Source organism: Amycolatopsis sp. NPDC058986, assembly GCF_042741125.1.
GTDB lineage: Bacteria > Actinomycetota > Actinomycetes > Mycobacteriales > Pseudonocardiaceae > Amycolatopsis.
Genome location: NZ_JBHYJW010000027.1, coordinates 47,906 through 73,610 on the forward strand (window position 1 = coordinate 47,906; position 25,705 = coordinate 73,610).

Sequence of the window (25,705 nt, forward strand, 5' to 3'; positions counted from 1 at the left end):
CCCAGGGAAGGAGAGCCGTGCCCGTCGCGCTGCTCGCGCTCGCCATCGGTGCCTTCGGCATCGGGACAACCGAGTTCGTCATGATGGGTGTGCTGCCCCAGGCCGCCGCCGACTTCGGGGTGTCCATCCCGACCGCGGGCTACCTGATCTCCGGCTACGCGCTCGGTGTCGTGGTCGGTGCGCCGCTGCTCACCGCGGCCGCCGTCCGGCTGCCGCGCAAGACGATGCTGCTGGCCATGATGGGCCTGTTCACCCTGGGCAACGCGTTGTTCGCGTTGTCGCCCAACCAGGAGTTCGGCGTGGCGTTCCGCTTCCTCGCCGGGCTGCCGCACGGCGCGTTCTTCGGTGCGGGCGCGGTGGTCGCGTCGAGCCTGGCCAAGAACGGCCAGCGCGCGAAGGCCGTGTCGATGATGTTCCTCGGCCTGACACTGGCCAACGTCGTCGGCGTGCCGCTGGGCACCCTGCTCGGGCAGCGGGTCGGCTGGCGCGCGACGTTCGGTGTCGTCGCGGTGATCGGCCTGGTCGCGATCGCCGCGATCGCGAAGCTCGTGCCGCACCAGGGCAGGCCGGCGGAACCCTCGCTGCGCAGCGAACTCGGCGCGTTCCGCCGTCCGCAGGTGTGGCTGGCGCTGGCGATCGTGATGTTCGGCCTCGGCGGTGTGTTCGCCTGCCTGTCCTACATCGCTCCGATGCTGACCGACGTCGCGGGCTACTCGCCGTCGAACGTCACGGTGCTGCTCGCGCTGGCCGGGGTCGGCATGACGATCGGCAACCTGCTGGGTGGACGGCTCGCGGACCGGGCGCTGATGCCGAGCCTGTACGTCGCGCTGCTCGGGCTCGCGTCGGTGCTCGGGATCTTCACGGTGACCGCGCAGGGCAAGGTCGGCGCGGCGATCACGATCTTCTTCGTCGGCGTCGCCGGGTTCATGATCGGCCCGATGATGCAGGCGCGGATCATGGAGAAGGCGGGCGGGACGCCGTCGCTGGTGTCGGCGGCGGTGCAGTCGGCGTTCAACATCGCCAACTCGATCGGCGCCTACCTGGGCGGCCTGGTGATCGCGGGCGGTCTCGGCCTGGTCGCTCCGAACTGGGTCGGCGCGCTGCTCGCCGTCCTCGGCCTTTCCATCGCGGCGGTGTCCGGCGGCCTGGACCGCCGCGAGTCCCGCCTCGCCCCCGCGATGGCCTCCTGACCCCGCGTGTGCTGAAGGGGACTTTCCTCGCATTTTGATGCGAGTAAAGTCCCCTTCAGCTCATCCTGCGAGACAAAGGTCCCCTTCAGGAAGAGCCGCCGAAGGGGCCGCCGATGATGGTCAGCGCCACGAAGAGGATGAGCACCGACAAGGCCGCGTAGGTCAGGACGTCGACGGGCTTGCCGCGGATGGCGAGCAGCCCCGCCTTCTCGGTGGGCAGGATCCCGCGGAGCAGGCCGGCGAGCAGCAGCGCGCCGCCGATGAGCACCGCGCCCTCCCGCCAGTGGTACTGGAAGATCCGCAGCGCGGCGACCGCGACGACGAGCAGGACCAGCGCGAACGGCAGGTGCTCCCGCGGTGTGCGGCGGACGCTCCGGTGTCCGGCCACGGCCATCAGCCCGCGACCGAACGTTCCGCGGCCTCGACCACGTTGCTGACCAGCATCGCCCTGGTCATGGGGCCGACGCCGCCGGGATTGGGCGACAGCCAACCGGCGACCTCGGCAACGCCGGGGGCGACGTCGCCGGTCAGCTTGCCGTCGACGTGCGAGACGCCGACGTCGAGCACCGCGGCACCGGGTTTGACCATTTCGGGGGTGATGATCCCGGGCACGCCGGCGGCGGCGATGACGATGTCGGCGCGGCGGACCTCGGCGGCGAGGTCGCGGGTGCCGGTGTGGCAGAGCGTCACCGTGGCGTTCTCGCTGCGCCGGGTCAGCAGCAGCCCGAGGGTGCGGCCGACCGTGATCCCCCTGCCGATGACGGTGACCTGCGCGCCGTTGATCGGGACGTCATGCCGCTTGAGCAGCTCGATGATCCCGTACGGAGTGCACGGCAGGGCGCCCCGCTCGCCGAGCACCAGGCGGCCGAGGCTGACCGGGGCGAGGCCGTCGGCGTCCTTGGCCGGGTCGATGCGGTCGAGCACCCGGCCGGGGTCGAGGTGCTTCGGCAGCGGCAGCTGGACGATGTAGCCGTGGCACGCCGGGTCGGCGTTGAGCTCGTCGATGACGGCTTCGAGCTTGTCCTGGGTGATGTCACCGGGCAGATCGCGGCGGATCGAGTTGACGCCGATCTTCGCGCTGTCGGCGTGCTTCATCTTCACGTACGCGTGGGAGCCGGGGTCGTCGCCGACCAGCACCGTGCCCAGCCCGGGGGTCACCCCCCGCGCGGCGAGCGCCGCCACTCGCGGGCGCAGCTCCGCGAAGATGGCGTCCTTGGTGGCCTTACCGTCGAGAACCTTGGCCGTCATGGGCACCATTCTGGCAAAGCGCGCCCGGCCGCCTCCCCGCGCGTCGTTCCCGGCTTTCGACGGGCTCTCCCGATATCGTGACGCGGACACCGGGCTCACCCACCCGCGATCATGACGTGATGCAGGACACTCCGCATACGCCGAGGTCAGCGGGCGTGTCCGGCTGCCGGAGGGCGGCAAAACCCACATGCGGGGTGCACACGCGCGCGCGAACAGTCAAAATGTCTCCGTGGCACAACCGACGACGCAGTTGAACGCGACGGAGCAGGACACCCTGGTCAAGCAGATCGGCCTCGCCCTGCTGCGCGCCGCCCCGCGCGATTGGCGCAAGGTGACCGCGGAGTACCGAGCCGTCGGCAGATACCACGAGCTGACCGGGGAGATCATCACCGAGGACGGCACCGCGCAGGAGTGGGTCGCCACCCACGACATCGCGACGCTGTTCGGGCGCCTGCGTGCCGGGATGTACCGCGACGGCCGTGGCACCTGGTTCAACGCGCGCTACCAGCTCGACCACCCGTCCAGTTACAACCTCGAGTACAACCGCGACGAACCGCAGTGGGACCTCGCGCCGCCGCCGCAGGCGTACTCCGACGAGCTGAGGATGTTCCCGCGCACCGAGGAGAACGTGCCGGACTGGCTGATCCGCCGCATGTCGGGTCTCGGTCCCGAACTGCCCGGCCCGCACTTCCGGATCGCCCGGATCTTCGACACGATCGGCCCGGCGGGCCGTCCGGTGATCAACCGCCCCGACCTCGAGGTCGAGGAACAGGACCGGCTGCTGGAGTACCTCGACCACGCGCCGCTGGTGGTCACCGAGCGCGGCTACGACATCGACCGGCTCGCCCAGACGCCGGAGGCCACCGTCCCGGTCGCGTTCCACAGCGACGGGCAGTGGATCTGGCCCGCGGCGGTCAACTTCTACCTGCGCACCTACGGCGTCTCGCCCGAATCGGACCTGATCGAGCACATCCGGTCCGTCGGTTTCGCGCTGCCGCCGGTCGACGACGCGACGCTGCAGGCCGCCGGCGCGTACCTCACGCGGGGCAACCAGCCGCCGCAGCAGCGCCCCGGCGGACCGCCCCCGCAGGCCGCGCCGCCGCCCCCGCCGGTGGCTCCGCAAGCGTTTGCGCCTCCGGCGCCGCCTGCTCAGGACGGCCCCCCACCCGTCGAGCCGCCCGCCGCCGCGCAGGCCGCTCCGGTGGTCGAAAGCCCGCTCGCCGTGCACGCCCCGTCTGCCGAGCCGCCCGCGGCCGGACAGGCCGAGCCGCCGTTCGAGGAAACGTTCGAGCCACAGCACGACTACGCGGATTCCGCGCATGACGAGCAGGCCGGGGACTACGCCGAGCACTACGACGACGAGGCGTACCACCAGCACGAGGAGTTCGACGACCGGTTCGCCGACGAGCACGAGCACGAGCCGGAGGAACCGGCCGCGCACGCGGCGCACAGCGCCCAGAGCAACGGCTCCTCGCCCGAGCCGGGACACCACCCCGATCTCGGCGAGACCGAGGAGTACTCCCCCGCCGCGGCCCACGAGGACGGAGACACGGGCCCGGTCCAGCAGGTGCCCTCGGAGCCGGTGGGTGCCCATGAGGAGCCCGAGGCCTACGACCCCGGCCCGCCGACCATGATCGCGGAGCCCGGTATCGCCGGTGTGCCGCCGGTGCCCGGCCCGCTGCCCGTGGCCGAGCCGGAGCAGCCGCCCGCTCCCCTGGCGACGCCGCAGCGCGAGCAGCAGTCCGGGCCGCGCCGGGCACTGCGCGAAGAGCCGCGCCGGGCCCAGCCCGAAGAGCGTCATCCAGTGCCCGCGCTGGCGGATCTGCGGGAGAAGCTGGACGAGCTCGGCGTGCCCGCCGACGGCTATCGGCTGGGCGAGCCCGCCGAACACGGCTGGAGTGTCGAACAGGTCGAAGAGGGCTGGCGCGTCGGCTGGTACGACGGCGAGCTGAGCAACCCGGCGGTCTTCGGGGACCCGGAGGACGCCGCCGCGTTCATGCTCGGCAAGGTGCTGCTCAACCCGAACGGTCACGTGGCCGCGCCACCCCCGCCGCCGCCCGCCGAGCCGGAGCCCGCGCAGCCGGACCCGGCGGACGCCCCGCCGCCCCCGGTGCTGGCGACGCTGTCGCCGGAGATCGCGACCGGCTCGCACCCGATCCCGCCACGCGAGCCCGCGCCCGTGCGGGAACCCGTTCCACCGCGGGAGGCGATTCCCGCCCAGGAGCAGACCGCGTTCACCACGGCCGAGGAACTGCTCGGGGACGACCCGCTCGACGAGCCGGCGCCGCCCGGGCGTCCGCAGGCACCCCCTGCCCCCGCGCTGAGCGGACAGGTGACTCCGCCGCCCCCGCCCGCACCGCCGAGGCGCGAGCCGCCCGCCGCGGCGCCGACAGCGGTCGTCCCGGTTCCGCCACCGCCCGCTCCGCGCCGCGAAGCGCCCGTGCGGGCCGCCGCGCAGGGTGCCGCCGCTTCCGGCGGTGGCGGCGGGAACCAGCAGTGGCCGATCGCCCCGATGGCCGGGGAACCGCCGCTGACGTTGTTCCGTGGCAAGGAGTTGCGGGAGCTGCCCGCGGGCAGCGAGCTGGACCGGTTCGGCGGGCCGAGCGGGAACCTGACCTACGCCGCGGGCACGCCGTTCGAGGAGCGTTCGCTCGTGCCCGAGTGGGTCAACCGCCCGTACCACGTCTACCGCGTGCAGCGTCCGCTCGAAACGCTCGCCGGCGTCGCGATCCCGTGGTTCAACCAGCCCGGCGGCGGGTCGGCGTACCTGCTGCCCGCGTCGATCGAGGAACTGCTGGCCGAGGGCGACCTGATCGAACTCGACCCTGGCGAACCCCCGGTGGACTGATCCGGCTTCGCCGAACGGGGCACGCGAGCAATCGCGTGCCCCGTTTCTCTTGGGCTACTTGACGATCAGGCCGTGCGCGGCGGCATACGCGACCGCCGTCTCGGGATCGACGTAGACACCGGCGAGGTCGGCCTGCACGAGCCCGTTCGCGTCCAGGATCGCGCCGCGCAGATCCGCGCCGGACAGTTTCGCGTCGCCCAGCCGCGCGCCGGTCAGGTCGGAGCCGCGCAGGTCCGCGCCGGTGAGATCGGCCTCGATCAGGCTGACCTCGCGCAGCCGCAGCCCGGACAGGCCGAGTTTGCGCAGCCGCGCCCGTGCCAGCGACGCCAGTGACAGGTCGCATTCGGTCAGCGCGATGCCGATGAACCAGCAGTCCACAAAGGACGAACCGAGCAGCGAACAGGAAGTCCACCGGCTTTCGCCGAGCGCGGTCCGCTCGAACACGCAGGAGCGGAACGCCGACGCGTCGTGCCGGGAGCCGCTGAGATCGGCCCCGGAGAAGTCGCAGTCGTCGAACGTGCAGCCCCTTGTCCGCAGCCCGCGCAGGTCGGCATCGGTGAAATCGCAGCCGGTGAAATGACGTTTTTCCCACCACTGTCCGGAAAGCACGGCCTCGCGGTAGTCTTCGGCGGTCTCGGTGGTCACCCGGCAAGGATGACACATCGCTACCGGACGCGGTCACGCCTTACGCGGAACGATGTCCGCGCTCTGCACGTATTCCATGGCGGCGATGTACTTCGGGTCCCGCATCCGGCGCTCCATCTCCGGATAGTCGAGGTCCTCCAGCCGCGTCTGGATCCACCACAGGTTCCCGAACGGATCGAGCACACGGCCGACACGGTCGCCGAAGGCCAGTTCGGTCTGCTTCGTCACCTCGGTCGCCCCGGCCGCGAGGGCTTGGCGTTGCGTGGCTTCGCTGTCCTCGACGTACAGCCGCAGGAAGGCGGGTGTGTCGATCCACTCGTCCAGCGCGTCGAACATCATCACGACGGCGTCGCCGATGCGGACCTCGGCATGCCCGATCCTGCCGTCCTCGCCGGTCACCCTGCCCAGTTCCTCGGCACCGAAAGCACGCTTGAGAAAGTCGATCAGCGCGGCGGTGTCCCGGGAGATGATCCACGGGGTGACCGTGGTGTATCCGGCGGGGATCGGGCCGGCGGCGGGGTGGGTGGTCATCGGTGGCTCCTTCGTCCGTGGTCTGGTGCGGACCACGCTAGAAGCCATATAGGACAGAAAACGTCCGTTAGATATCCGGTTCCGTGGTGCTCTTGAGCCGCTCTGCCAACGCGGCGGTGCGCTCGGAGGCGAGCAGCCGCCGGTACGCGGCTTCCTGCAGTTCGCCCAGCGACCCGACTTCGGCCCGCAAGCCGCGGATACGCGAACGCATCCGCGGCCGCGAACGCCGGGGGTGCCACAACAGGGCGAGCAGCAGCCCGGTGGCGGACTTCCGGTAGCTCACGCACGCGGCGAGGAGTTCGGCGGTCGCCGCCCCGAGCGGATTGCCGGCCTCGGCGTCGATCAGCCGGAGCACCTCGCATTCCAGCTCGCGCTCGTACGCGCCCGCGGCGAAGTCCATCGCGACGCGCGGGATCCCGGCGGCCAGTGCGGCCACCATGTACGTCGCGAGCGCCTTGCGAAACGCGGAATCCGCCGAGGCTTCTTCGCCGAGTCTCACGCTGAGACCGAGTTCGGCGGCAATGGACCGAGGTCGCCCGGGAACCGGCGGGATCGGCGCGGCACCGGGTGCGAGCGCACACACGCTGCCGGGTACGGCAGCCACCGTGTAGAGCGCCTCCATCACCGTGCCACGCAGTTGGCGGCGTTCCTGGTGCTTGGCGAAGTAGTTGGTCACGACCGCCCCGACGGCGCCGCCCGCGGTCGTGTACGCGAGTTCGACGAGACCGGGCATCAGCCGGCGTGCTCCCGGTCGTGCCGGTCCTGGGCGGCGAGGACGGCGCTCCCGTTGTCCTCGATCCACCGCACGAGATCACCGAGCGGCCGCATGACGCTGCACCCGAGTTCGGTGAGGGTGTAACTCACCTTCGGCGGTGTGGACGGCTCGACGGTGCGCTCGACGAGGCCGTCGCGGACCAGGATCCGGAGCTTCTGCGTCAGTACCTTTTCGCTGATGCCGTCGACCTTGTCGCGGAGTTCGTAGAACCGCAGCGTACCGTCGCGCAGCGCGGCGAGGATGAGCGTCATCCACCGGCTGGTGAGGTTCTCGACGATCATGCGCCCGGGGCACGCGCTGGTGAACACGTCACCCACGGGGACCGAAACACCCTTGCCCATCTGCGCACCTCCCGGTCGGTAGGGAGCCTACCTGAAGGTAGGTCCTTACCAAAGGAAAGCCGATATGGTTGTCTGGCCCTGCCGGCGGAACCGCCGGATTTCCTTGGTACGACGGAGGAATCCATGAGCCAGTCAACACCGGTCGCCGTGGTCAGCGGCGCGAGCCGTGGTGTCGGGGCGGCAACGGCCCGGGAGCTCGCGCGACGCGGCCACCACGTGATCGTCAACTTCCACAGCAACGCCGAGGCCGCCGCCGGTGTCGTCAAAGCGATCGAAACGGCGGGCGGAAGCGCGGAGGCGATCCAGGCGGACGTGTGCGACGAGCAGCAGGTGTCGGAACTGGCCGAGCGCGTCCGTACCGCCCACGGCCGCGTCGATGTCCTGGTGTGCAACGCCAACACCGCGCAGCCGCCACTCGAACCGCTCATCTCGCTGCCGTGGGAGGTTTTCGCCGAGAAGGTCAACAACGAGCTGTCCGGCGTGTACTTCCTGACCCAGCGCGTGCTGGCGATCATGCGGGAGCAGCGCTCCGGGCGGATCGTCTACGTTTCGAGCACCGCCGCCGACGACGTCGGCGGTTCCATCGCGCATTCCACCGCGAAGGCGGCGCTCAACACGTTCAGCCGGCACATCGCCGCCGACGCCGCCCAATACGGCGTCACGGTGAACACGGTCTCGCCCGGCGCCGTCGACACCGACGCGACCGCGGAGGTGATCACCGATGGCGTCCGGCACTACCTGCGGGAGCACTCGGCGCTCGGCAGGGTGCTCACGCCCGAAGACATCGCGCGCACGATCGCGCTGGTGGCCGGCGACGGTTTCGGTGCGGCGACGGGACAGATCATCCGCGTCGACGGCGGCCGTGACGTGCTGGAGCAGAAGCTCGGCGGGGTGCGGGCCGTACTGACGAAGCCCGTTTGAGCACGGTCAGCGGAAGTCCCGGGATTTCGACGGGATCCGCATCGGCAGCGGCTCGAACCGTTCGGCGAGCACGTTGATCACCCCGTCGACCTTCTCCACCATGCCGTGGACCAGCAGCGCGGAACTGGACCGGGCCACCCGGTGATAACGCTGCCAGACGTGGCGGGTGCAGACGACGTTGACCATGCCGGTCTCGTCTTCGAGATTGAGGAAGGTGATCCCGCCCGCGGTCCCCGGCCGCTGGCGATGCGTCACCGCGCCGCCCACCAGGACGTGGCTGCCGTGCCCGTGCTTCGCCAGCCGCTCGGCCGAAAGCACGCCGAGTTCGTCGAGCCGGTCACGGATGAACTGGGTCGGGAAGCTGTCCGGGGACAGCCCCGTCGCCCAGACGTCCGCGGCCGCGGTGTCCATTTCGGACATTCCGGGGAGGGTGGGGGCGTGGACGCCGGCCGAGGTGCCGGGGAGTTTCTCCGGGCGGTCCTCGGCGGCCGCGCCCGCCGCCCAGAGCGCCTCACGGCGTTCGAGGTCGAAGCAGGCGAACGCCCCGGCCGTGGCCAGCGCTTCGACCTGTGGGCGGGTCAGCCGCACGCGCCGCGCGAGATCGGACATGCTCGCGAACGGACCGCCGTCCACGCGCTCGGCCACGATCGTCTTGGCCAGTTCCTCGCCGATCGTGCGTACCGTGCCGAGCCCGGTACGGACGGCGTGCAGTTCTCCCCCGTCCGGCAAGGGTTCCAGCGTCGCGTGGGGCAGGCTGCGGTTGATGTCCGGACCGTGCACGACGACCCCGTGCCGCCGCGCGTCGGCCACGAGCGACTGCGGCGAGTAGAACCCCATGGGCTGCGCGCGCAGCAGGCCGGCGCAGAACGCGTCCGGATGATAGAACTTGAAGTAGGCACTGGAAAACACCAGATGCGCGAAGCTCAGCGCGTGGCTTTCCGGGAAGCCGAAGTTCGAGAACGCCTTGAGCTTGCCGAAGATCTGCTCCGCGAGTTCGGGTTCGACGCCCTTCGCGGTCGCGCCGTCGAGGAACCGCCGCCGCAGCCGCTCCATCTTCTTCTCGGACCGTTTGGCGCCCATCGCGTGCCGCAACTGGTCGGCCTCGGCGGCGGTGAAGTCCGCGACGTCGAGGGCGATCTGCATCATCTGCTCCTGGAACAGCGGCACACCGAGGGTTTTCTCGAGCGCCTTCTTCAGGAGCGGGTGGTCGTACTTCACCTCCTCCTTTTTGCTCTTACGGCGGATGTACGGGTGTACTGAGCCACCTTGGATCGGCCCCGGCCGGATCAAGGCCACTTCGACGGCGAGTTCGTAGAAGTCATCCGGTTTCAGCCGCGGCAGCGTGGCCAGCTGGGCCCTGCTCTCCACCTGGAACACACCGATCGCATCGGCACGGTGCAGCATTTCATAGATGTTCCTGTCTTCGAGGTCCAGTTCGGCGAGGTCGATTTCCAAGCCTTTGTATTCCCGGACCAGGTCGAGCATGTAGTGCAGCGCGGAGAGCATGCCGAGACCGAGCAGGTCGAACTTGACCAATTTCGCCGCGGCACAGTCGTCTTTCTCCCACTGCAGCACACTGCGGTTCTCCATCCTTGCCCATTCGATGGGGCACACCTGGCTCACCGGCTCGTCACAGATCACCATCCCGCCGGAGTGGATTCCGAGATGCCGCGGGAAGTCTTCGAGTGCGTAGGCGAGCTGGACGACCTCTTCCGGGATGTCGTGGTCGTGGTCTTTCTCGGTGTCGTGCAACGCACCCCAGCGGTCGATCTGCTTGCTCCAGGCGTCCTGTTGCCCGGGTGCGTACCCCAGCGCACGCGCGGCGTCGCGCACCGCCGAGCGCGCGCGGTAGGTGATCACGTTCGCGACCTGAGCGGTGCGCAACCGGCCGTACTTCCGGTAGACGTGCTGAATGGCTTCCTCACGGCGATCCGATTCGATGTCGAGATCGATGTCCGGATAACCGTCACGGTCCGGAGCGAGAAACCGTTCGAAGAGCAGATTGTAGCGAACCGAGTCGACCTTGGTGATCCCCAGCGCGTAACAGACCGCCGAATTCGCCGCCGATCCACGTCCTTGACACATGATGTCGTTGCGGCGGCAGAAATCGACGATATCGTGCACGATCAGGAAGTAGCCGGGAAACCCCAGTTCCTCGATGATCGCCAGCTCGTGCTTGATCTGACGATACGCCCTGTCCTCGTAGTCCTTGCCCTTGAAGTACTTCTCCGCGCCCGCGTAGGTGAGATCACGCAAATGCGTCGCCTCGGTCGCACCGGAGGGAACCTCGAACGGCGGCAGTTTCGGTTCGAGCAGTTCGAGGTCGAAGGCGCACTCCTGCCCCAGCAGCGCCGAGCGTTGCACCGCACCGGGATAGCGTTCGAAGAGCTTCGCCATCTCCGCACCCGAACGCAGGAACGCCGTCGTGGCCGGCAGCAGCCAGCCTTCCATCTCCTCGATACTCCGCCGGGCCCGGATCGCCGCCAGCGCTTCGGCCAGCTTTCCCCTTTCCGGCCAGGGATAGTGAGCACCAGTCGTGGCCACCGTCGGCACCCCGTACTCCCGCGCCATCTCCGTGAGGAGATCGTTGTACATACAGTCACGCGGTAACCCGTGATAGGTCAGTTCGACATAGACGTTGTCCTTGCCGAAAAGGTCGATGAGCTCCACCAGGCGCGCGGCCGCCGCCGCGGGCCCCTCCTCGACCAGCGCCGAACGCACCGGCCCCTTGCGGCACCCGGTGAGTACGACACAGTTTCCCGCCACCTCTTCGGCGACCGCCTCCAGCTGGTAGACCGGCCGCCCCTTCTCCGCACGGAAATCCGGCGAGACATCCGTTCTGTCGTATCCGTGCAGCTGGCCCGCGGTGATCGCCCGGCAGAGGCTGCGATATCCCGTGGCCTCCCTGGCCAGTACCAGGAGGTGCTCACCTTCGGGGTCGGCGATCCCGTTCTGTGGCCCGGAAAGCCCGATGCTCAGCTCCGCGCCGTACACCGTGGCCATGCCGAGTTCCTTCGCCGCTTCGGCGAACCGCACCGCTCCGTACATGCCGTCGTGGTCGGTGATCGCGATCGCGTCCAGCCCGAGCCGGGCGGCTTCCTCCACCAGCTCCTCCGGATGACTTGCCCCGTCGAGGAAGCTGAAGTTGGAGTGACAGTGCAGTTCGGCATAAGGAATCCGGACCCCGCTCCCCGCGTCTTCGACGCCTCTCAGGGGCGGCGGGTCTTTCGGCCGCTGCCGGTTCTCCCCGCGACCGCCCCATTCCCCGGTGACATCGCCCAGCTGTGCCCCCGAGAGCGCGCCGGCGAGATCCTTCCAGGGGACCGGCGGGTTGTTCCAGCTCATCGGATCACCAGTTCTCCGGGGAAACCCGGGGTACGGGAATCGGCAGCGACGGCACGAAGTCCTCGGGGAGGTCCCGGACCTGTCGCTGCGGGGGTATCCCCGGCTCCGCCCGCAGCCGGTCCCGCATGCTCCTCCGGTGTTCTTCGTCCATGGTCAGTCGTACATCCCTTCCACTGTCCACACGGGATTTTCGGTACCCGAGCACCGCACCAGCACGGCCTCTTCACCCTCGTTCCGATCGCCGGCGAGCAGCAGCTGGACACGGGCACCCCTGGTGCCGGCGGGTAGCAGCGCCCAATCGATGATTTCCCTGGTACCAGTGGAAAAGCTGATCCTGTGTGGCGTGGCGGTGACGCACAGCCGCGCGGTGATCCCCACTGCCCGGCCCGTTTCGTCCACAACCTGTGCGGGCAAAGGCTGTTCCAGTACTGTCGCGGGAGATATCGAAGGCATCTTCTCGTCCCAGCGGCCGTCCGCCGGGCTCGGCTCGTGCCGGTCGCCCCACGGCACGTTCCGGACCCGATCGGCCGGGCCGAAGCCGCCGTCGAGAACGGCGGTGAGCACCCCTTCCGGGCCGAGCAGGCCCTGGATCCTGGCGAACGCCCGGCCCGCCCGCTCGGTGGCGACGGCGTCGTCCTCCTCCAAACCCGTGAAGCCACCGGCCTTGCCCCGCCACAACCCGAGTTGCAGGGAGCGTCCTTCGACGAGTTCTTCCGGCTCCAGCAGCAGCCGTTCCACCCCCGCTGTCGGACGTTCTCCCGGCGCGGCACGCAGCCAGCTCTCGAACTGCCAGCGCACCCTGTCGGCGACGCCGTGCGGAGTCAGCGGTTCGGCGCAGCGCCACACCCGGCCGAGCTGTTCGCCTTCCTCGGTGGTGGCGTAGATGCCGAGCCGGGTGCAGGCGAGCCCGCGATCGGCGAGGCGGGCGTGGAACTTCTCGCCGAGTCCCTTGGCCCGGAACGCGGCGACGTCGATCCGGTCCAGTGGCGGGTCGAAGGTCTCCGGCAACGCCAGCTCCGGGGACGGCGTACGGCGCAGCGGCGGGCGTTCGGACCGCCCGCGGGCAAGCCGGTGCGCGAGCACTCCGGCGAGCCCGAACCGGGAGGCCACATCCCGCTCGGCGAGTTCAGCGAAGGCGCCGAGCGTCCGCAGGCCGAGCCTGCCGAGCAGATCGACCAGCTCGGCACGCTCGGTGTCCGGCTGGTCCAGCTCCCGGATGGGCAGCGGTGCCAGGAACTCCGCGCCACGACCGGCCTCGACCAGCTCACCGTGGCGGGCGGCGAGAGTCGCGGCGAAGAGCCCCTCGGAAACGCCGACCTGGCACTCCACGCCCGCGTCCGCGGCCACCTTGTCGACCAGCGTCTCGACGAGCCGGTGTTCCCCGCCGAAGTAGCCCGCCGCCCCGGAAACCGGGACCGCGACGACGCCGGGCCGTACCACCTCGACGCCGACCACCAGTTCCTCGACCGCTCGTGCCACGGCTTCGAAGAGCCGGGCGTCGCGGCCCTCGTCCGCGCCGAACACGGCGAGGTCCGGGCAGCGGGACTGCGCCTCGCGCCGCCGCATTCCCCGGCGCACCCCCCTGGTCCGCGCCACGGCGGAACAGGCGACGACCCGGTTCGCCGAGAACACCGCGACCGGCCGGGCCACCGGTATCCCGGCGGTGGCGGCCGCGGCGACCGCGGGCCAGTCGGGGCACCACAGCACCAGCATCCGGGCGGGCAGCGGGCCGGTCATCCGGTGGCCTCCTCGCACATCCCCGAGGACACCCCCGAAGACACTGCCGCCGGGACCGCTGCCGCCGTGTCCGTACGGACGACGTCACCCCCTGGCCCCGGCAGCAGCAGCTCCGCCGATGCCGGGCGGGCCGCCGCGCCCCGGCCCCACGCCCGCACCGACATCCGCCGCGCCTGCAGGGAGCCGTGACCGCCGGCCAGCCCCTGCCAGCGGTCACGGCTGCTCGAGAGCTCCACCTCGGCTCCCGGCCAGGGGCCGAGGGAGAGCAGCACCGCGCCCCGGTGCCGGGCCCGGGTGGACAACCGGCGCGCCACCGCGGGCGGCACCGCGTTCCCGTTGGCCACGACGAGATCGACCCCGTCGAGCAGGGCCGCCACCACCGCGGCGAACTCCGTGCCGGGCCGGGGGACGAGCGCGAGGCGGGACAGGTCCACCCCGAGCTCGTCCGCCGCGGCCAGCCCGAGTGAAGGCACGCCGACCACCGCCGCCCACGACCCGGCGGCGGTGGCCCCGGCGAGCAGGGCGAGCAGCAATGAGGTCGATCCGTGCACTGCCACGGTGCTCCCGCGCCGGAGCCCTGTGGCGGGGAGGAGATCGGCCAGGGCAGGAGAGACCGGGAGCACCCTTCCCGGCGTTCTCGCCTGCGCACGGCTGGCCGTGCTCACTCCGGGCAGTGCCGCGAGCCGCGCCACGGGCGCGACCGGCGTTTCCACCACGGCCGTCACTGCTGCACCTCCCCACTGCGGACACGTGCCCGCCCGCCACGCCCGGAAACGTGGCAGGAGGACAACGGATGCCGCGGGGAAGGCGGCTTCACTCGGTGTTGCACTCTCCCAACATGTCGAACACCTGTTCGACGTATTCAGTCAACCCGGATCCGCGCCGGTTGTCAAGCGAGGTGCGACGGACAGCGGTACTTGACGTTTGTCAACGCGAGTTGCCGACGCGGACGGCGGATGGTTCGTCCGCGGCTGGTGCGACGTGGTGTGCCTGCGTGCCTCAGACCTGGGCGAAGCCGCCGTCCACGGCGAGTTCGGAGCCGTTGACATAGCTGGACGCGTCGGAGGCGAGGAAGACAGCCGCCGCGGCGATTTCCTCTGGCTCGGCCAATCGGCCGAGCGGAACCGACGCCCCGACGGCGGCGAGCTCGTCGGGTGAGACCAGGTCTTGCAAGCCCTGCGTGCGGGTACCGCCGGGCGAGAGCACGTTGATCCGGTACTGACGCGCCCCGGCGTCGTGGGCGAACCCGCGAACCAGATTGCGGATCGCGGCCTTGGTCGCCCCGTACACAGGCAGGTAGGACTGGGGGCGCGAGACCGCCGTCGACCCGGTGAGGATGATCGACGCCCCCGGCGACAGCAGCGGCAACGCCTTCTGCACGGTGAACAGCGAGCCCTTGACGTTGGTGGTGAACATGGCGTCGAACTGCTCTTCGGTGATCTCGCCCAGCGGGGCAGCGATCCCGATCCCCGCGTTGGCCACCAGGACATCGATCCGGCCCGCCTGCTCGGCGACGGTCGCATAGAGCTCGTCGAGGTCTTCAAGTCGACCTACGTCGCAGCGAATCCCGGTGACCTCGGGGCCGAGTTCGGCCTCGACCTCGTCGAGCTGCGCCTGGCGACGACCGACGGCGAACACCCTCGCCCCCTCGGCGCGATAGGCCCGCGTGATCGCCAGCCCAATACCCGCGTTCGCCCCGGTCACGACCGCGACCTTGTCCTCCAGCGCCTTCATGACAGCTCCCATCCAGATTATTGACCGTGCAGTCCATAACATTCCCTATATGGACCGCACGGTCAATAACCTGCGCGGCGCTGTGCCGTACACCACTGCGACAGGAGTGTTCAGAACGCAGGCAGCAGGCCGTCGAGCAGAGCCTCGGCCATGGCCAGCAATGCAGCCGGATCCTGACCGACTCGACCGAGCACGATTAGCCCAAGCTGACCGGCCAGCACCGCACGTGCGGTGACGTCCGGGTCGAGGCGGGGCGCGACGTCGCCCTCGCGCTGCGCTCGTCGTACCGCGTCGGTCAGCACGGCAGTGGTCGAGGCGTAGCTGCGCCGCGCCTCCGCGGCCACCTCAGCGGTGCTCACCGACAGTTCCATCGCGGTGTTGGCGAGCAGACAACCCCGACGAGCCTGCTCGCCACTGGGATCACGCACGGGCCCGGTCACGAAACCCCGGATTACATCGACGCCGCGCTCGGCTTGCTCAAGCCACCTACGCAGCATTTGATCATTGGCCTCGTCATACTTGCGCAGCACGCGCAAGAACAAGCTCTTCTTGTCTCCGAACGCTCCGTACAGGCTCCCCTTGCCGAGTCCGCTGGCCAGCAGGAGATCTTCGAGCGACGTGCCCGCGTACCCGTTGTCCCAAAACGCCGCCTGCACAGCCGACAGCACGCGCTCTTCATCGAACTGTCGCGGACGTGGCACGGAGCCGATACTACCTATAGTGGACCGGTCGGTCCAGCATCGTCGCGGGGATGGCTGCCGCGTCCCCACGGCGCGTCGGACGTAACCGTGGGCCGCCGACCAGCCAGCCGCCGCGACGCGGTGTCAGCGAGCACCGCCGAACTGACAGTCGTCTGCGGCTGACAGTCACAGCGCGGTGGTTCAGCGCCGGAAGTCCCAGCGGGTGGCGCCGTAGGGCTCGGCGGTGGCCACACCGACGGCGGTGTGCAGGGTAAGGCGGTAGAGGTGCCACGGCGCGGGACCCGCGCTCGGCGCGCTGTAGGGGGCCGTGAAACCGTCGCTCATCGCCGAAACCGGCCAGCCACCCGTGCGGTAGACGCCCGCCGCTCGCTCCAAAGTGGACGGATCGGTGATCCGGCGGGCCTCGCCGTCGAGCACCAGGTCGATGCCGCGCAGGCGCACCGACACGCTGCAGGCCGGGTTGGCGGCCAGGTTGCGTGACTTGCGGGTGCCGGGCCCGCTCGTGAAGTACAGCGCGTCGTCCAGCCACAAAGCCCCGACGCCCGCCGAATGCGGCCGCCCGTCGGGCCGCACGGTGGCCAGGAAGAAGGTCAGATCGGCCTTGGGGGTGTCGTTGACGAGGACGTCGCGCGGACGGCTCCACGGCAGCTCCGCGGACCCGTATCGGTCGAGGTTGGTGGTCGAGGCCGGCTCGAAAGCAGTGTCAGTCATACCAGTGCGTCGAACGGGACGAGCCCGGATCGACACCGGGAACCGGCGAATTCTTCCCGAGTGTCGTCGCGTCGGGAACGGGTGTGCCGCCGGAGGGAACCGGGCGGCACACCCGTCGCATTCCGTTCAGGCGGGACGCCGGTTATTCGTAGCAGTCCTGCCTCGGAGCCTGCAGGAACATTCTGGTGATCCGGCCGTTGTCGCCGTCGAAACGCCCGAACCGGTACAAGGAACCTTCGGCTCCCCCCGGCACCGGCGCCCGGCCACCGTGGTACTGCTCGCCCTCCTCGTAGTCCGGGTAAGCCGCCTTGACCTCGGACACCGTGGAACCCAGGCCGATCCCTTCCGGGGTCTGGACGCTCGGATAGGCCCAGATCGCCACCACACCGTAGGTGGGCGAGACGACCACGCCCGCCCCTTCGGCCCCAGGACCACCCGGCCAGTCCTTCAGTGCATACCAGCCGCAGTACTCCGTTGAAGGCACGTCGGTGCGCCGGATCAGTTCGCCGGTGGCGACGGCCTCCTCCTCGGACATCCCCAGTTTGACGGCCTTGTAGCCGTCCGGCCCCAGTGTTTCCGACGCCTGCGCCCGTGCCACGCGTGACTGCTGCGTGGCCTCGGCCGCAGCCCCCGAAACCAGCGTCGTGACTGTGGCCGCGGCGATACCGGCGACCAGGAAGCGAATGCCTCTTCGCATTGTTTTCCTTCCCCCTCAAGGACTTTCGGGTGGCCCCCTGCCACCCTCTCACCGACCGAAGACGATCGGAGGGCACGATTGGTTGCCCCTCGGGAGGATCACAGATCGGCATCGCCCGAACTCGCGAGTTCCCGGAGCAGCGACAGCGAATTGCGCCAGGCCATGGCGCTCGTCCCGGCGTCGGCCAGCGTGCCGCTTTCGGTGATCCGTACCTGCGCTCCCCCTTCCGCCGGAGTCATCGCGATGTCGACCAGGTCACCGGGTTCCGGCAGCAGCAAACGGAAAGCGAAGCGGCGTACCACCGCTGGAAGTTCCCGGGCGCGGTGACCAGCCGCCAGGTGCGCTCGGCGTCCGCGGGAACCACGATCTGCTCGGAGATTTCCATGGCCCGAATCTAGAACGGACCCCACCGTCCGTCATCCCGCTCGACGCCGGATCCGGCGCGTTTCTGTCGGTGCGCCCGGCTACAGTCCGCCGCGTGGACATCGGCAAGCAGCACGCGTGGCGGATCGAGCCCCGGGAGTACGCCCGGCACGAGGCCCGTCGTGGCAGGCGTTTCGCGTTCCCCCGGCTCGTTCCCGGGCGGACCGCGCTGGTAGTCGTCGACATGATCCCGTTCTTCGTGCACGGAAACCCGTACTGCCGGGGCATCGTGCCCGCCATCGGCCGTCTCGCGGACACCCTCCGCCGGGCGGGCGGGACGGTCGCGTGGGTGGTGCCGTCGACGGAACGGAGGCCGGCCGCCGAAGAGTTCCACGGCCAGGAAGTGGCCGAGCGCTACCGTGTCGCGGGCGGCACGGGGCCACCCGCGACACGGCTCTGGCCGGGCCTCCGCGTGCACGAGGCCGATGTACTGGCCGAGAAGTCCGCGGCCAGCGCGTTCTTCCCCGGCCGGTGCTCGTTACCGGATTCGCTGGCACAGCGCGGAATCGACACCGTGCTGATCACCGGCACCGTCACCAATGTGTGCTGCGAATCCTCGGCTCGCGACGCGAGCACCCTCGGCCTGCGAGTCGTCATGGTCGCGGACGCCAACGCGGCCTCGCGCGACGAAGAGCACAACGCCACGCTCCACACCATCTACCGGTCGTTCGGTGACGTCCGGTCCACCGAGGAGGTGCTCACAATGCTCAACGAGGCTGCCTGACGATCACACCTTTCGCTTACGCAGCAAGGTTTTCGCGATGACGACCTGAGCAGGTTCCAGCATGGTCTTGCCGTCTTCGATGTCCCACAAGGCGTTCTGCAGCACGCGCCCGAGCGTCCAGCCGGTCGCTCGCAGCCGGTCGAGGTCCAGCGCCTCGGTCAGCAGGTCGAAACGGCGGAGCACCGCGCGGGGCGCGTCCCCGGTCGCGAGCACCTCGTCCCAGCGGTTGTCCAGCGCGGGCAGCAGATCGAAACCGGGGTCGCCGGCGAGCGGCTCGGGGTCGATGGCCAGCCACGGTTCCCGGTGCCCGGCGAGGATGTTGTCGTAGTGCAGATCCCAGTGCAGCAGGCGGTCGCCGGGTTCGCCGAGCAACTCGGCGACGGCGGACGCACACGTGAGCACCAGGCGCTGCTCGTCCGGATCGCGCAACGCCGGAACCGCTTGCGGTGTCTGCACCAGCATGGCTGCGGCGACGTCGGCGAGCCGCCGGAGTCCTTCCGGCGCGGGCACGGCGACGAGCCGGGCCAGCAGCTCCGCCAGGATGCGGATGGCGTCGCCGTCGTCGGGCACGGAAGACAGCGGGCGGGTCTCGTCGAGCCGTTCCAGCAGCATGACGCCGGTGTCTTCGTCGTGGTCGAGCAGCTGGACGATGCCGTCGCCGTTCCAGGTCCGCAGGCCCAGCGGAGCGCCCTCGTTCTCCTCGCTGGGCTGCTGGAGCTTGAGCACGGCGCGGATGCCGTCGGCGCGGGTAACCGGCACGACGAGCGAGGCCATGCCGTGGGCGGTGGGGCCGTCCGGGCGCAGCGCCCAGCGTTCGAGGAACTCGTCCGCCTGCCGGGGCAGCGCGGCGAGCCACGCGCGGCCGCTTTCGCTCTTGTCGTGTATCGCGGCCAGTGCGTGGGGGACGTCGATGGGCATCGACGTGTTCATGGGGGTTCTCCTTCGTGGCTTCCGATTCGGTGGTGGCACGAAGGAGTGCTGGGGGTGCCCGGCTGCCGGGCAGGCGTCAAAGCATGTCACCGACGGTACCCGAATTCGATCAAGCCCGGCCGCTGTGCTCCGTCACGACCGGACCGGGCGAACATTGAGCCGGTTCCCAACGGTGACGAGCCGGTCACCGCGCGATCATGGGCTGGTCCGCATCCGCGTCACAAAGGAGTGATGGCATGGCAGGCAGGCTTCGCCGGGTCCGGTGGTGGTCCGGGCTCCTCGCGATCGTCACCGCGGTCGGGCTGCTCACGGCTCCGGCCGCGTCCGGCTCGCAGACCGGTTTTCCCCTCGTCGACGGGCATTGGGCCGATCCGGGTCCGTTCCCGGTCACGACCGAGGCCTTGGACGCGGCCCACACCGTGTACCGGCCCACCGCGCTCGGCGAGAACGGCTTGAAGCATCCGGTGATCGTGTGGGGCAACGGCACCGGCGCGACGCCGCCGATCTACGCCGGGCTGCTGCGGCATCTCGCGTCGCACGGGTTCGTCGTCGCCGCGGCGAACACGACGAACTCCGGGTCGGGGCGGGAAATGCTCGACGGCGCCACCACGCTCATCGCGGAGAACGGCCGTGCGGGCAGCAAGTACTACCAGAAGATCGACACCGCGCATGTCGGCGCTACCGGGCATTCGCAGGGCGGTGGTGGAGCGATCGCGGCGGGGGCCGACGCGCGGATCTCGGCGACGATCCCGATCGAGCCGGGCCCGCAGGGCAGCATCGGCGCGCTGCACAGCCCGATGTTCATCCTCGGTGGCCAGGCCGACATCATCGTCTCGCCGCCGCTGCTGGTGATCCCCCGTTACAACCAGGCAACGCAGATCCCGGCGATCTATGGCGAACTGGCGGGTGCCACGCACTTCACGCCGGTCGGCGACGGCGGTGGCTTCCGTGGCGCGATCACCGCGTGGTTCCGCTTCTGGCTGATGGGCGACGAACAGGCGAGGCCGGTGTTCTTCGGCCCGGCGTCGAGCTGTCAGCTGTGCAACGACCAGGCGTGGTCGAGCGTCCGGCGCAACAAGAAGGCCGAGGCCGTCCCCGGCTCCTGACCCGACCCGCCGGGGATTAGGGTTTAGGGGGCTAACACCAAAGGGCGGCGCGGGAGACGAGGTATAGGCGGAGTGATGGGAAATTTGTAAACGAGTGAGAAGTTCATCCTCGGTGGCCAGGACTACCTCATCGTCTCGCCTCCGCTGCTGGACATCCACCGCGCGCGGCAGGTCAGCGAGGTCAGGGGCTCAGTGAGCGAAGTGGCGGGTGCCGGTGAGGTACAGGGTGATCCCGGCGGCCTCGGCGGCGGCGATGACCTCGGGGTCGCGGATCGACCCGCCGGGCTGCACCACCGCGCGGACACCGGCCTCGATGAGCACCTCGAGGCCGTCCGGGAACGGGAAGAACGCGTCGGACGCGCCGACCGAGCCCTTGGCCCGGTCCCCCGCCCGCGACACCGCGAGCCGCGAGGAGTCGACGCGGTTGACCTGGCCCATGCCGACGCCGACCGTGGCGCGGTCGTGCGCGAGCAGGATCGCGTTGGACTTCACCGCACGCAGCGAGCGCCACGCGAACTCCAGGTCGGCCAGGGTCTGCTCGTCGGCGGGCGCGCCAGTGGCAAGCTGCCAGTTCGCCGGGGAGTCGCCGGGGGCGTCGATCGCGTCGACGGTCTGCACCAGCAGTCCGCCGGAGATCGGCCGGAACTCGATCGGGTCCGGGTTCTCGAGCACCGGCAGCTTCAGCAGCCGCACGTTCTTCTTGCGCTGCAGGATCTCCAGCGCCTCCGGATCGAAGCTCGGGGCGAGCACGACCTCGGTGAACACCTCGGCGATCTGCTCGGCGGCCTCGCGGCTGACCGGCCGGTTCGTGGCGATCACGCCGCCGTACGCGGAGACCGGGTCGCACGCGTGGGCCTTGCGGTGGGCTTCGGCGACGTCGACGCCGACCGCGATGCCGCACGGGTTGGCGTGCTTGATGATCGCGACGGCGGGTTCGGCGAAGTCGAAGGCGGCGCGGCGCGCGGCGTCGGTGTCGACGTAGTTGTTGTACGACATGGCCTTGCCGTGCAGCTGCTCGGCGTGCGCGAGGCCGGGCCGGTGGTGCCGGTAGAGCGCGGCCTTCTGGTGCGGGTTCTCGCCGTAGCGCAGGACGTCCGCGCGTTCCCAGGTGGCGCCGGTGAAGTCGGGGAAGCCGGAGTCGTCGGCCGGCGCGTAGACGTTGGCGAACCAGGACGCGACCGCCGTGTCGTACGCCGCGGTGTGCGCGTAGGCCTGCGCCGCGAGCCGCTTGCGGTCGTTGAGGTCGAAGCCGCCTTCGGCGACGCGCTCCAGAACCCATTCGTAGCGGGCCGGATCGACAACGACCGCGACGCTGCCGTGGTTCTTCGCGGCGGCGCGCACCATGGCAGGGCCGCCGATGTCGATGTTCTCGACGCAGTCCTCGGGGCTCGCGCCGGAGGCGACCGTCTGGGTGAACGGGTACAGGTTGACCACGAGCAGGTCGAACGGCGCGATTTCGAGCTTGCGCAGCTGGTCGACGTGGTCGGCGTTGTCCTGGTCGGCGAGCAGCCCGGCGTGCACGCGCGGGTGGAGCGTCTTGACCCGGCCGTCGAGCGACTCGGGGAAGCCGGTGACCTGGTCGACCGGGGTGACCGGGACGCCGGCGTTCGCGATGACCTTGGCGGTGCCGCCGGTCGACACGATCTCCACGCCCGCCGCGTGCAGCCCGGTGGCGAGTTCGAGCAGGCCGGCCTTGTCCGAGACGCCGATCAGTGCCCGGCGGATGGGGCGCCGTCCTTGGTCAGTGCTCACGAAAAGTCACCTTTCGTCCGTCGATAGTGCAGCCACCACGGCCCAGCCGCTCGATTGTTTCCACCAGGAGCCTGCGTTCCACGGCCTTGATCCGCTCGTGCAGGACGTCTTCGCCGTCGCCGGGCTCCACGGTCACCGCCTCCTGCGCGATGATCGGCCCGGTGTCCACCCCGGCGTCCGCGAAGTGCACGGTCGACCCGGTGACGCGGACGCCTGCGGCGAGCGCGTCGCGCACCGCGTGCATGCCGGGGAAGGACGGCAGCAGCGCCGGATGCGTGTTCACCACCGCGAAGCGGCCGAGGAACTCGGCGCCGAGGATCTTCATGAACCCGGCCGAGACGACCAGGTCGGGCTGGTAGGCGGCGGTGGCCTCAGTCAGTGCCTTGTCCCACGCGGCGCGGTCGGGATGGTCGGCGACCCGCACGGTGAACGACGGGACGCCCGCGCGCTCGGCCCTGGCCAGCGCCTCGATGCCGAGGCGGTCGGCGCCGACGGCGACGATCTTCGCGGGGTAGCCGGACCGGCCGGCGGCGTCCAGCAGCGCTTGCAGCAGCGTGCCCGATCCGGAGGCGAGCACGACGATCTTCACCGGAGTGGGCAGGTCCAAGCGGCTGGCCAGAACGGGCTCCTTGCTCGGCGGTGCGCCCCGGGCGCACGGCGCTTCAGCAGGTCGCGTCAACCCTAACGGTCGGCTCCCGGGGACGTGTCGTCGCCGGACCCCTCGGTGGACTCCGTCACAGGTCCCGGCTCCTCCGCCTTCGGCGCGGGCTCGTCCACGACCTGGTCGAGTGCCTGGTCCACGGCGATGTCCTCGGGCCGCTCGAGACCGAGTTCCGCTTCGGCCTCGGCGTCGAATTCCTCGTCGTACTCGGCGTCGTACTCGATCTCGGCCCGAGCTTCCCCGCCGTCCGACTCGGCCGCCCCGTTATCGTCGTCCCCCACCTCTAGGCTGTCTGGTAGGGGGCCTTCGGGTGGTGCGAACGGTCCGTTCGCACCGTCGGTGTCCTCAGCTTCGGCGTCTTCGGCCTCGTCACCGTCCTCTTCGGACGCTTCGGGCTCCTCTGGCTCTTCCGCTTCGGCGGCCTCGTCTGCCACCTCGTCGGTGTCGACGTCGGGCAGGTCCTCGTCGAGTTCCGCGGGCGGCCGGGCCGGAGCGTGCGCCCCGGCGAAGAAGGTCACGAATCCGCCGGGGATGACGATCCAGCAGAAGGCCACGATCGAGGCCACGCCGACCGGGATGCTCACCGGGTCGAACGGCCCGTCGGCGAGCCGGCCGCCGGCGAGGGTGCCGAGTACGACGCAGCCGAAGCCGACCAGCGCACCCGCGATGGCGACGGTGCGCACGCGTGCCGCGGGGTCCTCGTCGATCCGGCGGACCGACCAGCCGACGAGCCCACCGGCGAGCGCGGGCAGGACGAGCAGCACGGACCACCAGCCCGCGTGGTGCTCGGGCACGCCACCGAGCAGCGGCAAGCCCGGCACGGGCCCGCCGGAAGACCCGAAGATGCCCGCCGAAGCCGTGCCGATGGAGAACCCCGGACCGGTCATGAACGACAGCGCGGCCACGACCGCGTTGGGCAGGTAGAGCAGCGAGAGCAGGAAGAGACCGAAACTGCTCCCGGCGCCCGGCGCGAACAGCTTGTCCACTGTGGACGCCGAAAGCGCGGTGGCGAGGGCGAACACGAGCGCCCCGCCGAGCACCAGCGCGGCGAGGCCGAGCGCGCCGGCGCGGAGCCCGCGCACGGCGAGCGGGTCGAGACGGTCGCGCACGATGCCCGGCAGACCGCAGCGGCGGACGACGCCGATCGTCGCGGACAGCCCGCCGAACAGGCCGGGCACCACGAACGCGGTGAACGGATTCGCGGACACCGGAGCGCCGAGCGAAAGCACCGCGATGGTCAGGCCGAAAACGGCGTGCGCGCCGGCGATCACGGCGATCACCGGCACCGCCCGGTGCGTGCTCCGGCAGCCGAGCCGCCGCGCGGCGCGGGATCCCGCGCGCATCGCCAGCAGCACCACGCCGAGGGTGGGCAGCAGGGGCAGTGCCCCGAGTGGGTGACCGCCGATGTCGAGCCGCACCTGGTGCGCGGCGAGCCAGCCGGGGCCCGCGGCGAGCAGGGAGCCGGCGGCGGAGAACGTCGCGCGCTCCGCGGTCAGCGTGACGAGCGCGAGCAGCGTGGCGACCACGGCATAGCCGATGACCAGCGGGCCGAGCGCGGCGGCGAGCAACACCCGCACCCGCTTGGCTCCAGTGACCGCGTCGGGCTCGGGGTCGCTCACCGGCTCGTCGCCCGGCGGGCGTTCGGGTCGGGTGAGCAGCTCCATGATCGCCACCCTGACATCCGGACTGGTCCGTCCGGGTGAGCCACGCCGCCCTTCCGGGGCGTGGCGAACCTAACCCACCCGGTCGGGGCAAAAGCCCCGAAAGACCAACACCCACTGTGACACCGCCGGAGCGGGAGTCACAGTGGGTGCGAGGTGTTGCCGGTCGGTGGCTCAGCTCTGCTTGCCGAACCCGCCGGGCGGAGTGCCCGGGTTCTGCTGTCCCTGCTCGCCCGAGGAGGGCTGCTGGAAGAACTGGCCCTGCTGCGGCGCGTAGGTCGTGGCCTGCTGGGTCGGCGGCATGGCGGGCGGCGAGAAGGTCGTCGGCTGCGAGAACGGCGCGGAGGGCTCACCGGCTGCGGCCACCGGCCCCTGCGGTGCCTGCTGGCCCGGCTGCTGCTGCCCGTACTGCTGCTGCGGCGCTGGCTGGCCGAACTGGCTCGTCCCCTGCTGGCCGGGCTGGCCGAACTGCGGGCCGTACTGGCTCTGCGGCGCGGCGGGCTTCGGCGCGGGCGGCTTGATGACGTCGTGCGCGAGCAGCAACGCGCCGACCGCGAGGAGCATCTGCAGGATGCCGAGGATGAAGATCACCGTGACGATGCCGGGGACGGAGACCCCTTCGCGAACGCCGATGATCTCGTCCAGCGTCTCGAACGCGCCGAGCAGGCTGAACAGCGCGGCGAACGGCAGCGCCTTCGGGCCCTTCGGCAGCACGTACAGCGCGGCGAGCAGACCGCCGACGAGGAGGAAAAGCGTCTCCTGTCCGACGACGCTCGCTTCGTCGGAGAAGCCGATGAAGTACTGCACGACGCCGAGCACGGTCACGGCGAGGGACAGCAGCATCGGCAGGTTCTGCGGGATCGCGGCGCCCGGCGCCGCGGGCGGCGGAGCCTGCGGGGGCGCCTGCGGCGGGAAGGCGCCCGAGTGGGGCGGGGTGTGGGGCGGCTGCTGGCCGCCACCCTGCTGGGGGTAGCCAGGCCCACCACTGGGGAAGGTCATCGATGCTCTCCTGTCGCTTGACCGG

26 protein-coding genes are annotated in these 25,705 nt (G+C 70.5%); 5 read left to right on the top strand and 21 right to left on the bottom strand.

What is annotated here, in order from left to right:
- Nucleotides 1-17: 17 nt before the first annotated feature.
- Complete coding sequence (locus ACFW0G_RS23590; RefSeq protein WP_378327528.1) at nucleotides 18-1,190, top strand: MFS transporter; 1,173 nt, start codon at nucleotides 18-20, stop codon at nucleotides 1,188-1,190.
- Nucleotides 1,191-1,275: 85 nt separating this feature from the next.
- Here the strand turns inward: ACFW0G_RS23590 and ACFW0G_RS23595 are convergent, their stop codons facing one another.
- Together ACFW0G_RS23595 and ACFW0G_RS23600 are read right to left on the bottom strand one after the other, a co-directional pair.
- Complete coding sequence (locus ACFW0G_RS23595) at nucleotides 1,276-1,584, bottom strand: DUF3017 domain-containing protein (RefSeq protein WP_378327529.1); 309 nt, start codon at nucleotides 1,582-1,584, stop codon at nucleotides 1,276-1,278.
- Nucleotides 1,584-2,438 (bottom strand): bifunctional methylenetetrahydrofolate dehydrogenase/methenyltetrahydrofolate cyclohydrolase, encoded by an 855-nt coding sequence (locus tag ACFW0G_RS23600; RefSeq protein WP_378327530.1) that lies wholly within the window; start codon nucleotides 2,436-2,438, stop codon nucleotides 1,584-1,586. The genes ACFW0G_RS23595 and ACFW0G_RS23600 overlap by 1 nt, the downstream gene beginning before the upstream one ends.
- Before the next feature lie 187 nt (nucleotides 2,439-2,625).
- On the opposite strand from ACFW0G_RS23600, the gene ACFW0G_RS23605 reads away from it, so the two are divergent.
- Nucleotides 2,626-5,286 carry a glycohydrolase toxin TNT-related protein gene (locus ACFW0G_RS23605; RefSeq protein ID WP_378327531.1) on the top strand — a complete coding sequence of 887 codons (2,661 nt, stop codon included), beginning with the start codon at nucleotides 2,626-2,628 and terminating at the stop codon, nucleotides 5,284-5,286.
- A 54-nt stretch (nucleotides 5,287-5,340) separates the two neighbouring features.
- On the opposite strand, the gene ACFW0G_RS23610 is transcribed toward ACFW0G_RS23605, so the two are convergent.
- From ACFW0G_RS23610 to ACFW0G_RS23625, 4 genes are all read right to left on the bottom strand, one after another.
- Complete coding sequence (locus ACFW0G_RS23610) at nucleotides 5,341-5,931, bottom strand: pentapeptide repeat-containing protein (RefSeq protein ID WP_378327532.1); 591 nt, start codon at nucleotides 5,929-5,931, stop codon at nucleotides 5,341-5,343.
- A gap of 33 nt (nucleotides 5,932-5,964) precedes the next feature.
- Nucleotides 5,965-6,462 (bottom strand): VOC family protein, encoded by a 498-nt coding sequence (locus ACFW0G_RS23615; protein WP_378327533.1) that lies wholly within the window; start codon nucleotides 6,460-6,462, stop codon nucleotides 5,965-5,967.
- Between the two features lie 67 nt (nucleotides 6,463-6,529).
- Nucleotides 6,530-7,195, bottom strand: a complete 666-nt coding sequence (locus tag ACFW0G_RS23620) for a hypothetical protein (protein ID WP_378327534.1) — start codon at nucleotides 7,193-7,195, stop codon at nucleotides 6,530-6,532.
- On the bottom strand, nucleotides 7,195-7,578 hold the full coding sequence (locus ACFW0G_RS23625; RefSeq protein WP_378327535.1) for a winged helix-turn-helix transcriptional regulator: 384 nt from the start codon (nucleotides 7,576-7,578) through the stop codon (nucleotides 7,195-7,197). Before ACFW0G_RS23625 ends, ACFW0G_RS23620 begins: the two co-directional genes overlap by 1 nt.
- 123 nt (nucleotides 7,579-7,701) lie before the next feature.
- Between ACFW0G_RS23625 and ACFW0G_RS23630 the strand changes: the two genes are divergently transcribed.
- Entirely contained in the window at nucleotides 7,702-8,499 is a 798-nt protein-coding gene (locus ACFW0G_RS23630; protein ID WP_378327536.1) for an SDR family oxidoreductase, read from the top strand.
- A 6-nt stretch (nucleotides 8,500-8,505) separates the two neighbouring features.
- On the opposite strand, the gene ACFW0G_RS23635 is transcribed toward ACFW0G_RS23630, so the two are convergent.
- The 10 genes from ACFW0G_RS23635 to ACFW0G_RS23680 all read right to left on the bottom strand — a co-directional run bounded on the left by ACFW0G_RS23635 (nucleotide 8,506) and on the right by ACFW0G_RS23680 (nucleotide 17,809).
- Complete coding sequence (locus tag ACFW0G_RS23635) at nucleotides 8,506-11,844, bottom strand: error-prone DNA polymerase (protein ID WP_378327537.1); 3,339 nt, start codon at nucleotides 11,842-11,844, stop codon at nucleotides 8,506-8,508.
- 4 nt (nucleotides 11,845-11,848) lie between these two features.
- Nucleotides 11,849-11,995, bottom strand: a complete 147-nt coding sequence (locus ACFW0G_RS23640) for a hypothetical protein (protein ID WP_378327538.1) — start codon at nucleotides 11,993-11,995, stop codon at nucleotides 11,849-11,851.
- 2 nt (nucleotides 11,996-11,997) lie between these two features.
- Nucleotides 11,998-13,557, bottom strand: coding sequence for a DNA polymerase Y family protein (locus ACFW0G_RS23645; RefSeq protein ID WP_378327590.1), 1,560 nt, complete (start codon nucleotides 13,555-13,557; stop codon nucleotides 11,998-12,000).
- 20 nt (nucleotides 13,558-13,577) lie between these two features.
- Nucleotides 13,578-14,306, bottom strand: a complete 729-nt coding sequence (locus ACFW0G_RS23650) for a hypothetical protein (RefSeq protein WP_378327539.1) — start codon at nucleotides 14,304-14,306, stop codon at nucleotides 13,578-13,580.
- A 274-nt stretch (nucleotides 14,307-14,580) separates the two neighbouring features.
- A complete protein-coding gene (locus ACFW0G_RS23655) occupies nucleotides 14,581-15,315 on the bottom strand; it encodes an SDR family NAD(P)-dependent oxidoreductase (RefSeq protein ID WP_378327540.1) in 735 nt (244 codons plus the stop codon).
- A gap of 110 nt (nucleotides 15,316-15,425) precedes the next feature.
- Complete coding sequence (locus tag ACFW0G_RS23660; RefSeq protein ID WP_378327541.1) at nucleotides 15,426-16,016, bottom strand: TetR/AcrR family transcriptional regulator; 591 nt, start codon at nucleotides 16,014-16,016, stop codon at nucleotides 15,426-15,428.
- A 180-nt stretch (nucleotides 16,017-16,196) separates the two neighbouring features.
- The gene (locus ACFW0G_RS23665; protein WP_378327542.1) at nucleotides 16,197-16,727 is read right to left on the bottom strand and encodes a pyridoxamine 5'-phosphate oxidase family protein; all 531 of its coding nucleotides are present in this window, start codon (nucleotides 16,725-16,727) and stop codon (nucleotides 16,197-16,199) included.
- Between the two features lie 142 nt (nucleotides 16,728-16,869).
- The gene (locus ACFW0G_RS23670) at nucleotides 16,870-17,424 is read right to left on the bottom strand and encodes a hypothetical protein (protein WP_378327543.1); all 555 of its coding nucleotides are present in this window, start codon (nucleotides 17,422-17,424) and stop codon (nucleotides 16,870-16,872) included.
- Nucleotides 17,425-17,522: 98 nt separating this feature from the next.
- Nucleotides 17,523-17,702: a hypothetical protein gene (locus ACFW0G_RS23675; RefSeq protein ID WP_378327544.1), complete on the bottom strand. Its 180-nt coding sequence runs from the start codon at nucleotides 17,700-17,702 to the stop codon at nucleotides 17,523-17,525.
- Entirely contained in the window at nucleotides 17,660-17,809 is a 150-nt protein-coding gene (locus tag ACFW0G_RS23680) for a hypothetical protein (protein ID WP_378327545.1), read from the bottom strand. The genes ACFW0G_RS23675 and ACFW0G_RS23680 overlap by 43 nt, the downstream gene beginning before the upstream one ends.
- 93 nt (nucleotides 17,810-17,902) lie before the next feature.
- Between ACFW0G_RS23680 and ACFW0G_RS23685 the strand changes: the two genes are divergently transcribed.
- On the top strand, nucleotides 17,903-18,571 hold the full coding sequence (locus ACFW0G_RS23685; protein WP_378327546.1) for an isochorismatase family protein: 669 nt from the start codon (nucleotides 17,903-17,905) through the stop codon (nucleotides 18,569-18,571).
- 3 nt (nucleotides 18,572-18,574) lie between these two features.
- Here ACFW0G_RS23685 and ACFW0G_RS23690 read toward each other — a convergent pair whose 3' ends face one another.
- Nucleotides 18,575-19,501 (bottom strand): aminoglycoside phosphotransferase family protein, encoded by a 927-nt coding sequence (locus ACFW0G_RS23690; RefSeq protein ID WP_378327547.1) that lies wholly within the window; start codon nucleotides 19,499-19,501, stop codon nucleotides 18,575-18,577.
- A 236-nt stretch (nucleotides 19,502-19,737) separates the two neighbouring features.
- Here ACFW0G_RS23690 and ACFW0G_RS23695 point away from each other — a divergent pair, with 236 nt between their 5' ends.
- Nucleotides 19,738-20,607: an acetylxylan esterase gene (locus ACFW0G_RS23695; RefSeq protein ID WP_378327548.1), complete on the top strand. Its 870-nt coding sequence runs from the start codon at nucleotides 19,738-19,740 to the stop codon at nucleotides 20,605-20,607.
- A 189-nt stretch (nucleotides 20,608-20,796) separates the two neighbouring features.
- Here ACFW0G_RS23695 and purH read toward each other — a convergent pair whose 3' ends face one another.
- From purH to ACFW0G_RS23715, 4 genes are all read right to left on the bottom strand, one after another.
- Nucleotides 20,797-22,359, bottom strand: coding sequence for a bifunctional phosphoribosylaminoimidazolecarboxamide formyltransferase/IMP cyclohydrolase (purH, locus tag ACFW0G_RS23700; protein WP_378327549.1), 1,563 nt, complete (start codon nucleotides 22,357-22,359; stop codon nucleotides 20,797-20,799).
- Nucleotides 22,349-22,966, bottom strand: a complete 618-nt coding sequence (purN, locus tag ACFW0G_RS23705; RefSeq protein ID WP_378327591.1) for a phosphoribosylglycinamide formyltransferase — start codon at nucleotides 22,964-22,966, stop codon at nucleotides 22,349-22,351. The genes purH and purN overlap by 11 nt, the downstream gene beginning before the upstream one ends.
- Nucleotides 22,967-23,040: 74 nt before the next feature.
- Nucleotides 23,041-24,684: a DUF6350 family protein gene (locus ACFW0G_RS23710; protein ID WP_378327550.1), complete on the bottom strand. Its 1,644-nt coding sequence runs from the start codon at nucleotides 24,682-24,684 to the stop codon at nucleotides 23,041-23,043.
- A 171-nt stretch (nucleotides 24,685-24,855) separates the two neighbouring features.
- Nucleotides 24,856-25,680, bottom strand: a complete 825-nt coding sequence (locus tag ACFW0G_RS23715; protein WP_378327551.1) for a DUF5336 domain-containing protein — start codon at nucleotides 25,678-25,680, stop codon at nucleotides 24,856-24,858.
- Between the last annotated feature and the right edge of the window lie 25 nt (nucleotides 25,681-25,705).

Coding starts and splice junctions, on each gene's coding strand:
- ACFW0G_RS23595 (WP_378327529.1), bottom strand. CDS start 1,584: ATGGCCGTGGCCGGACACCGGAGCGTCCGCCGCACACCGCGGGAGCAC.
- ACFW0G_RS23600 (WP_378327530.1), bottom strand. CDS start 2,438: ATGACGGCCAAGGTTCTCGACGGTAAGGCCACCAAGGACGCCATCTTC.
- ACFW0G_RS23605 (WP_378327531.1), top strand. CDS start 2,626: ATGCGGGGTGCACACGCGCGCGCGAACAGTCAAAATGTCTCCGTGGCA.
- ACFW0G_RS23615 (WP_378327533.1), bottom strand. CDS start 6,462: ATGACCACCCACCCCGCCGCCGGCCCGATCCCCGCCGGATACACCACG.
- ACFW0G_RS23620 (WP_378327534.1), bottom strand. CDS start 7,195: ATGCCCGGTCTCGTCGAACTCGCGTACACGACCGCGGGCGGCGCCGTC.
- ACFW0G_RS23625 (WP_378327535.1), bottom strand. CDS start 7,578: ATGGGCAAGGGTGTTTCGGTCCCCGTGGGTGACGTGTTCACCAGCGCG.
- ACFW0G_RS23630 (WP_378327536.1), top strand. CDS start 7,702: ATGAGCCAGTCAACACCGGTCGCCGTGGTCAGCGGCGCGAGCCGTGGT.
- ACFW0G_RS23635 (WP_378327537.1), bottom strand. CDS start 11,844: ATGAGCTGGAACAACCCGCCGGTCCCCTGGAAGGATCTCGCCGGCGCG.
- ACFW0G_RS23640 (WP_378327538.1), bottom strand. CDS start 11,995: ATGGACGAAGAACACCGGAGGAGCATGCGGGACCGGCTGCGGGCGGAG.
- ACFW0G_RS23645 (WP_378327590.1), bottom strand. CDS start 13,557: ATGCTGGTGCTGTGGTGCCCCGACTGGCCCGCGGTCGCCGCGGCCGCC.
- ACFW0G_RS23655 (WP_378327540.1), bottom strand. CDS start 15,315: ATGAAGGCGCTGGAGGACAAGGTCGCGGTCGTGACCGGGGCGAACGCG.
- ACFW0G_RS23665 (WP_378327542.1), bottom strand. CDS start 16,727: ATGACTGACACTGCTTTCGAGCCGGCCTCGACCACCAACCTCGACCGA.
- ACFW0G_RS23670 (WP_378327543.1), bottom strand. CDS start 17,424: ATGCGAAGAGGCATTCGCTTCCTGGTCGCCGGTATCGCCGCGGCCACA.
- ACFW0G_RS23680 (WP_378327545.1), bottom strand. CDS start 17,809: ATGGAAATCTCCGAGCAGATCGTGGTTCCCGCGGACGCCGAGCGCACC.
- ACFW0G_RS23690 (WP_378327547.1), bottom strand. CDS start 19,501: ATGAACACGTCGATGCCCATCGACGTCCCCCACGCACTGGCCGCGATA.
- ACFW0G_RS23695 (WP_378327548.1), top strand. CDS start 19,738: ATGGCAGGCAGGCTTCGCCGGGTCCGGTGGTGGTCCGGGCTCCTCGCG.
- ACFW0G_RS23710 (WP_378327550.1), bottom strand. CDS start 24,684: ATGGAGCTGCTCACCCGACCCGAACGCCCGCCGGGCGACGAGCCGGTG.
- ACFW0G_RS23715 (WP_378327551.1), bottom strand. CDS start 25,680: ATGACCTTCCCCAGTGGTGGGCCTGGCTACCCCCAGCAGGGTGGCGGC.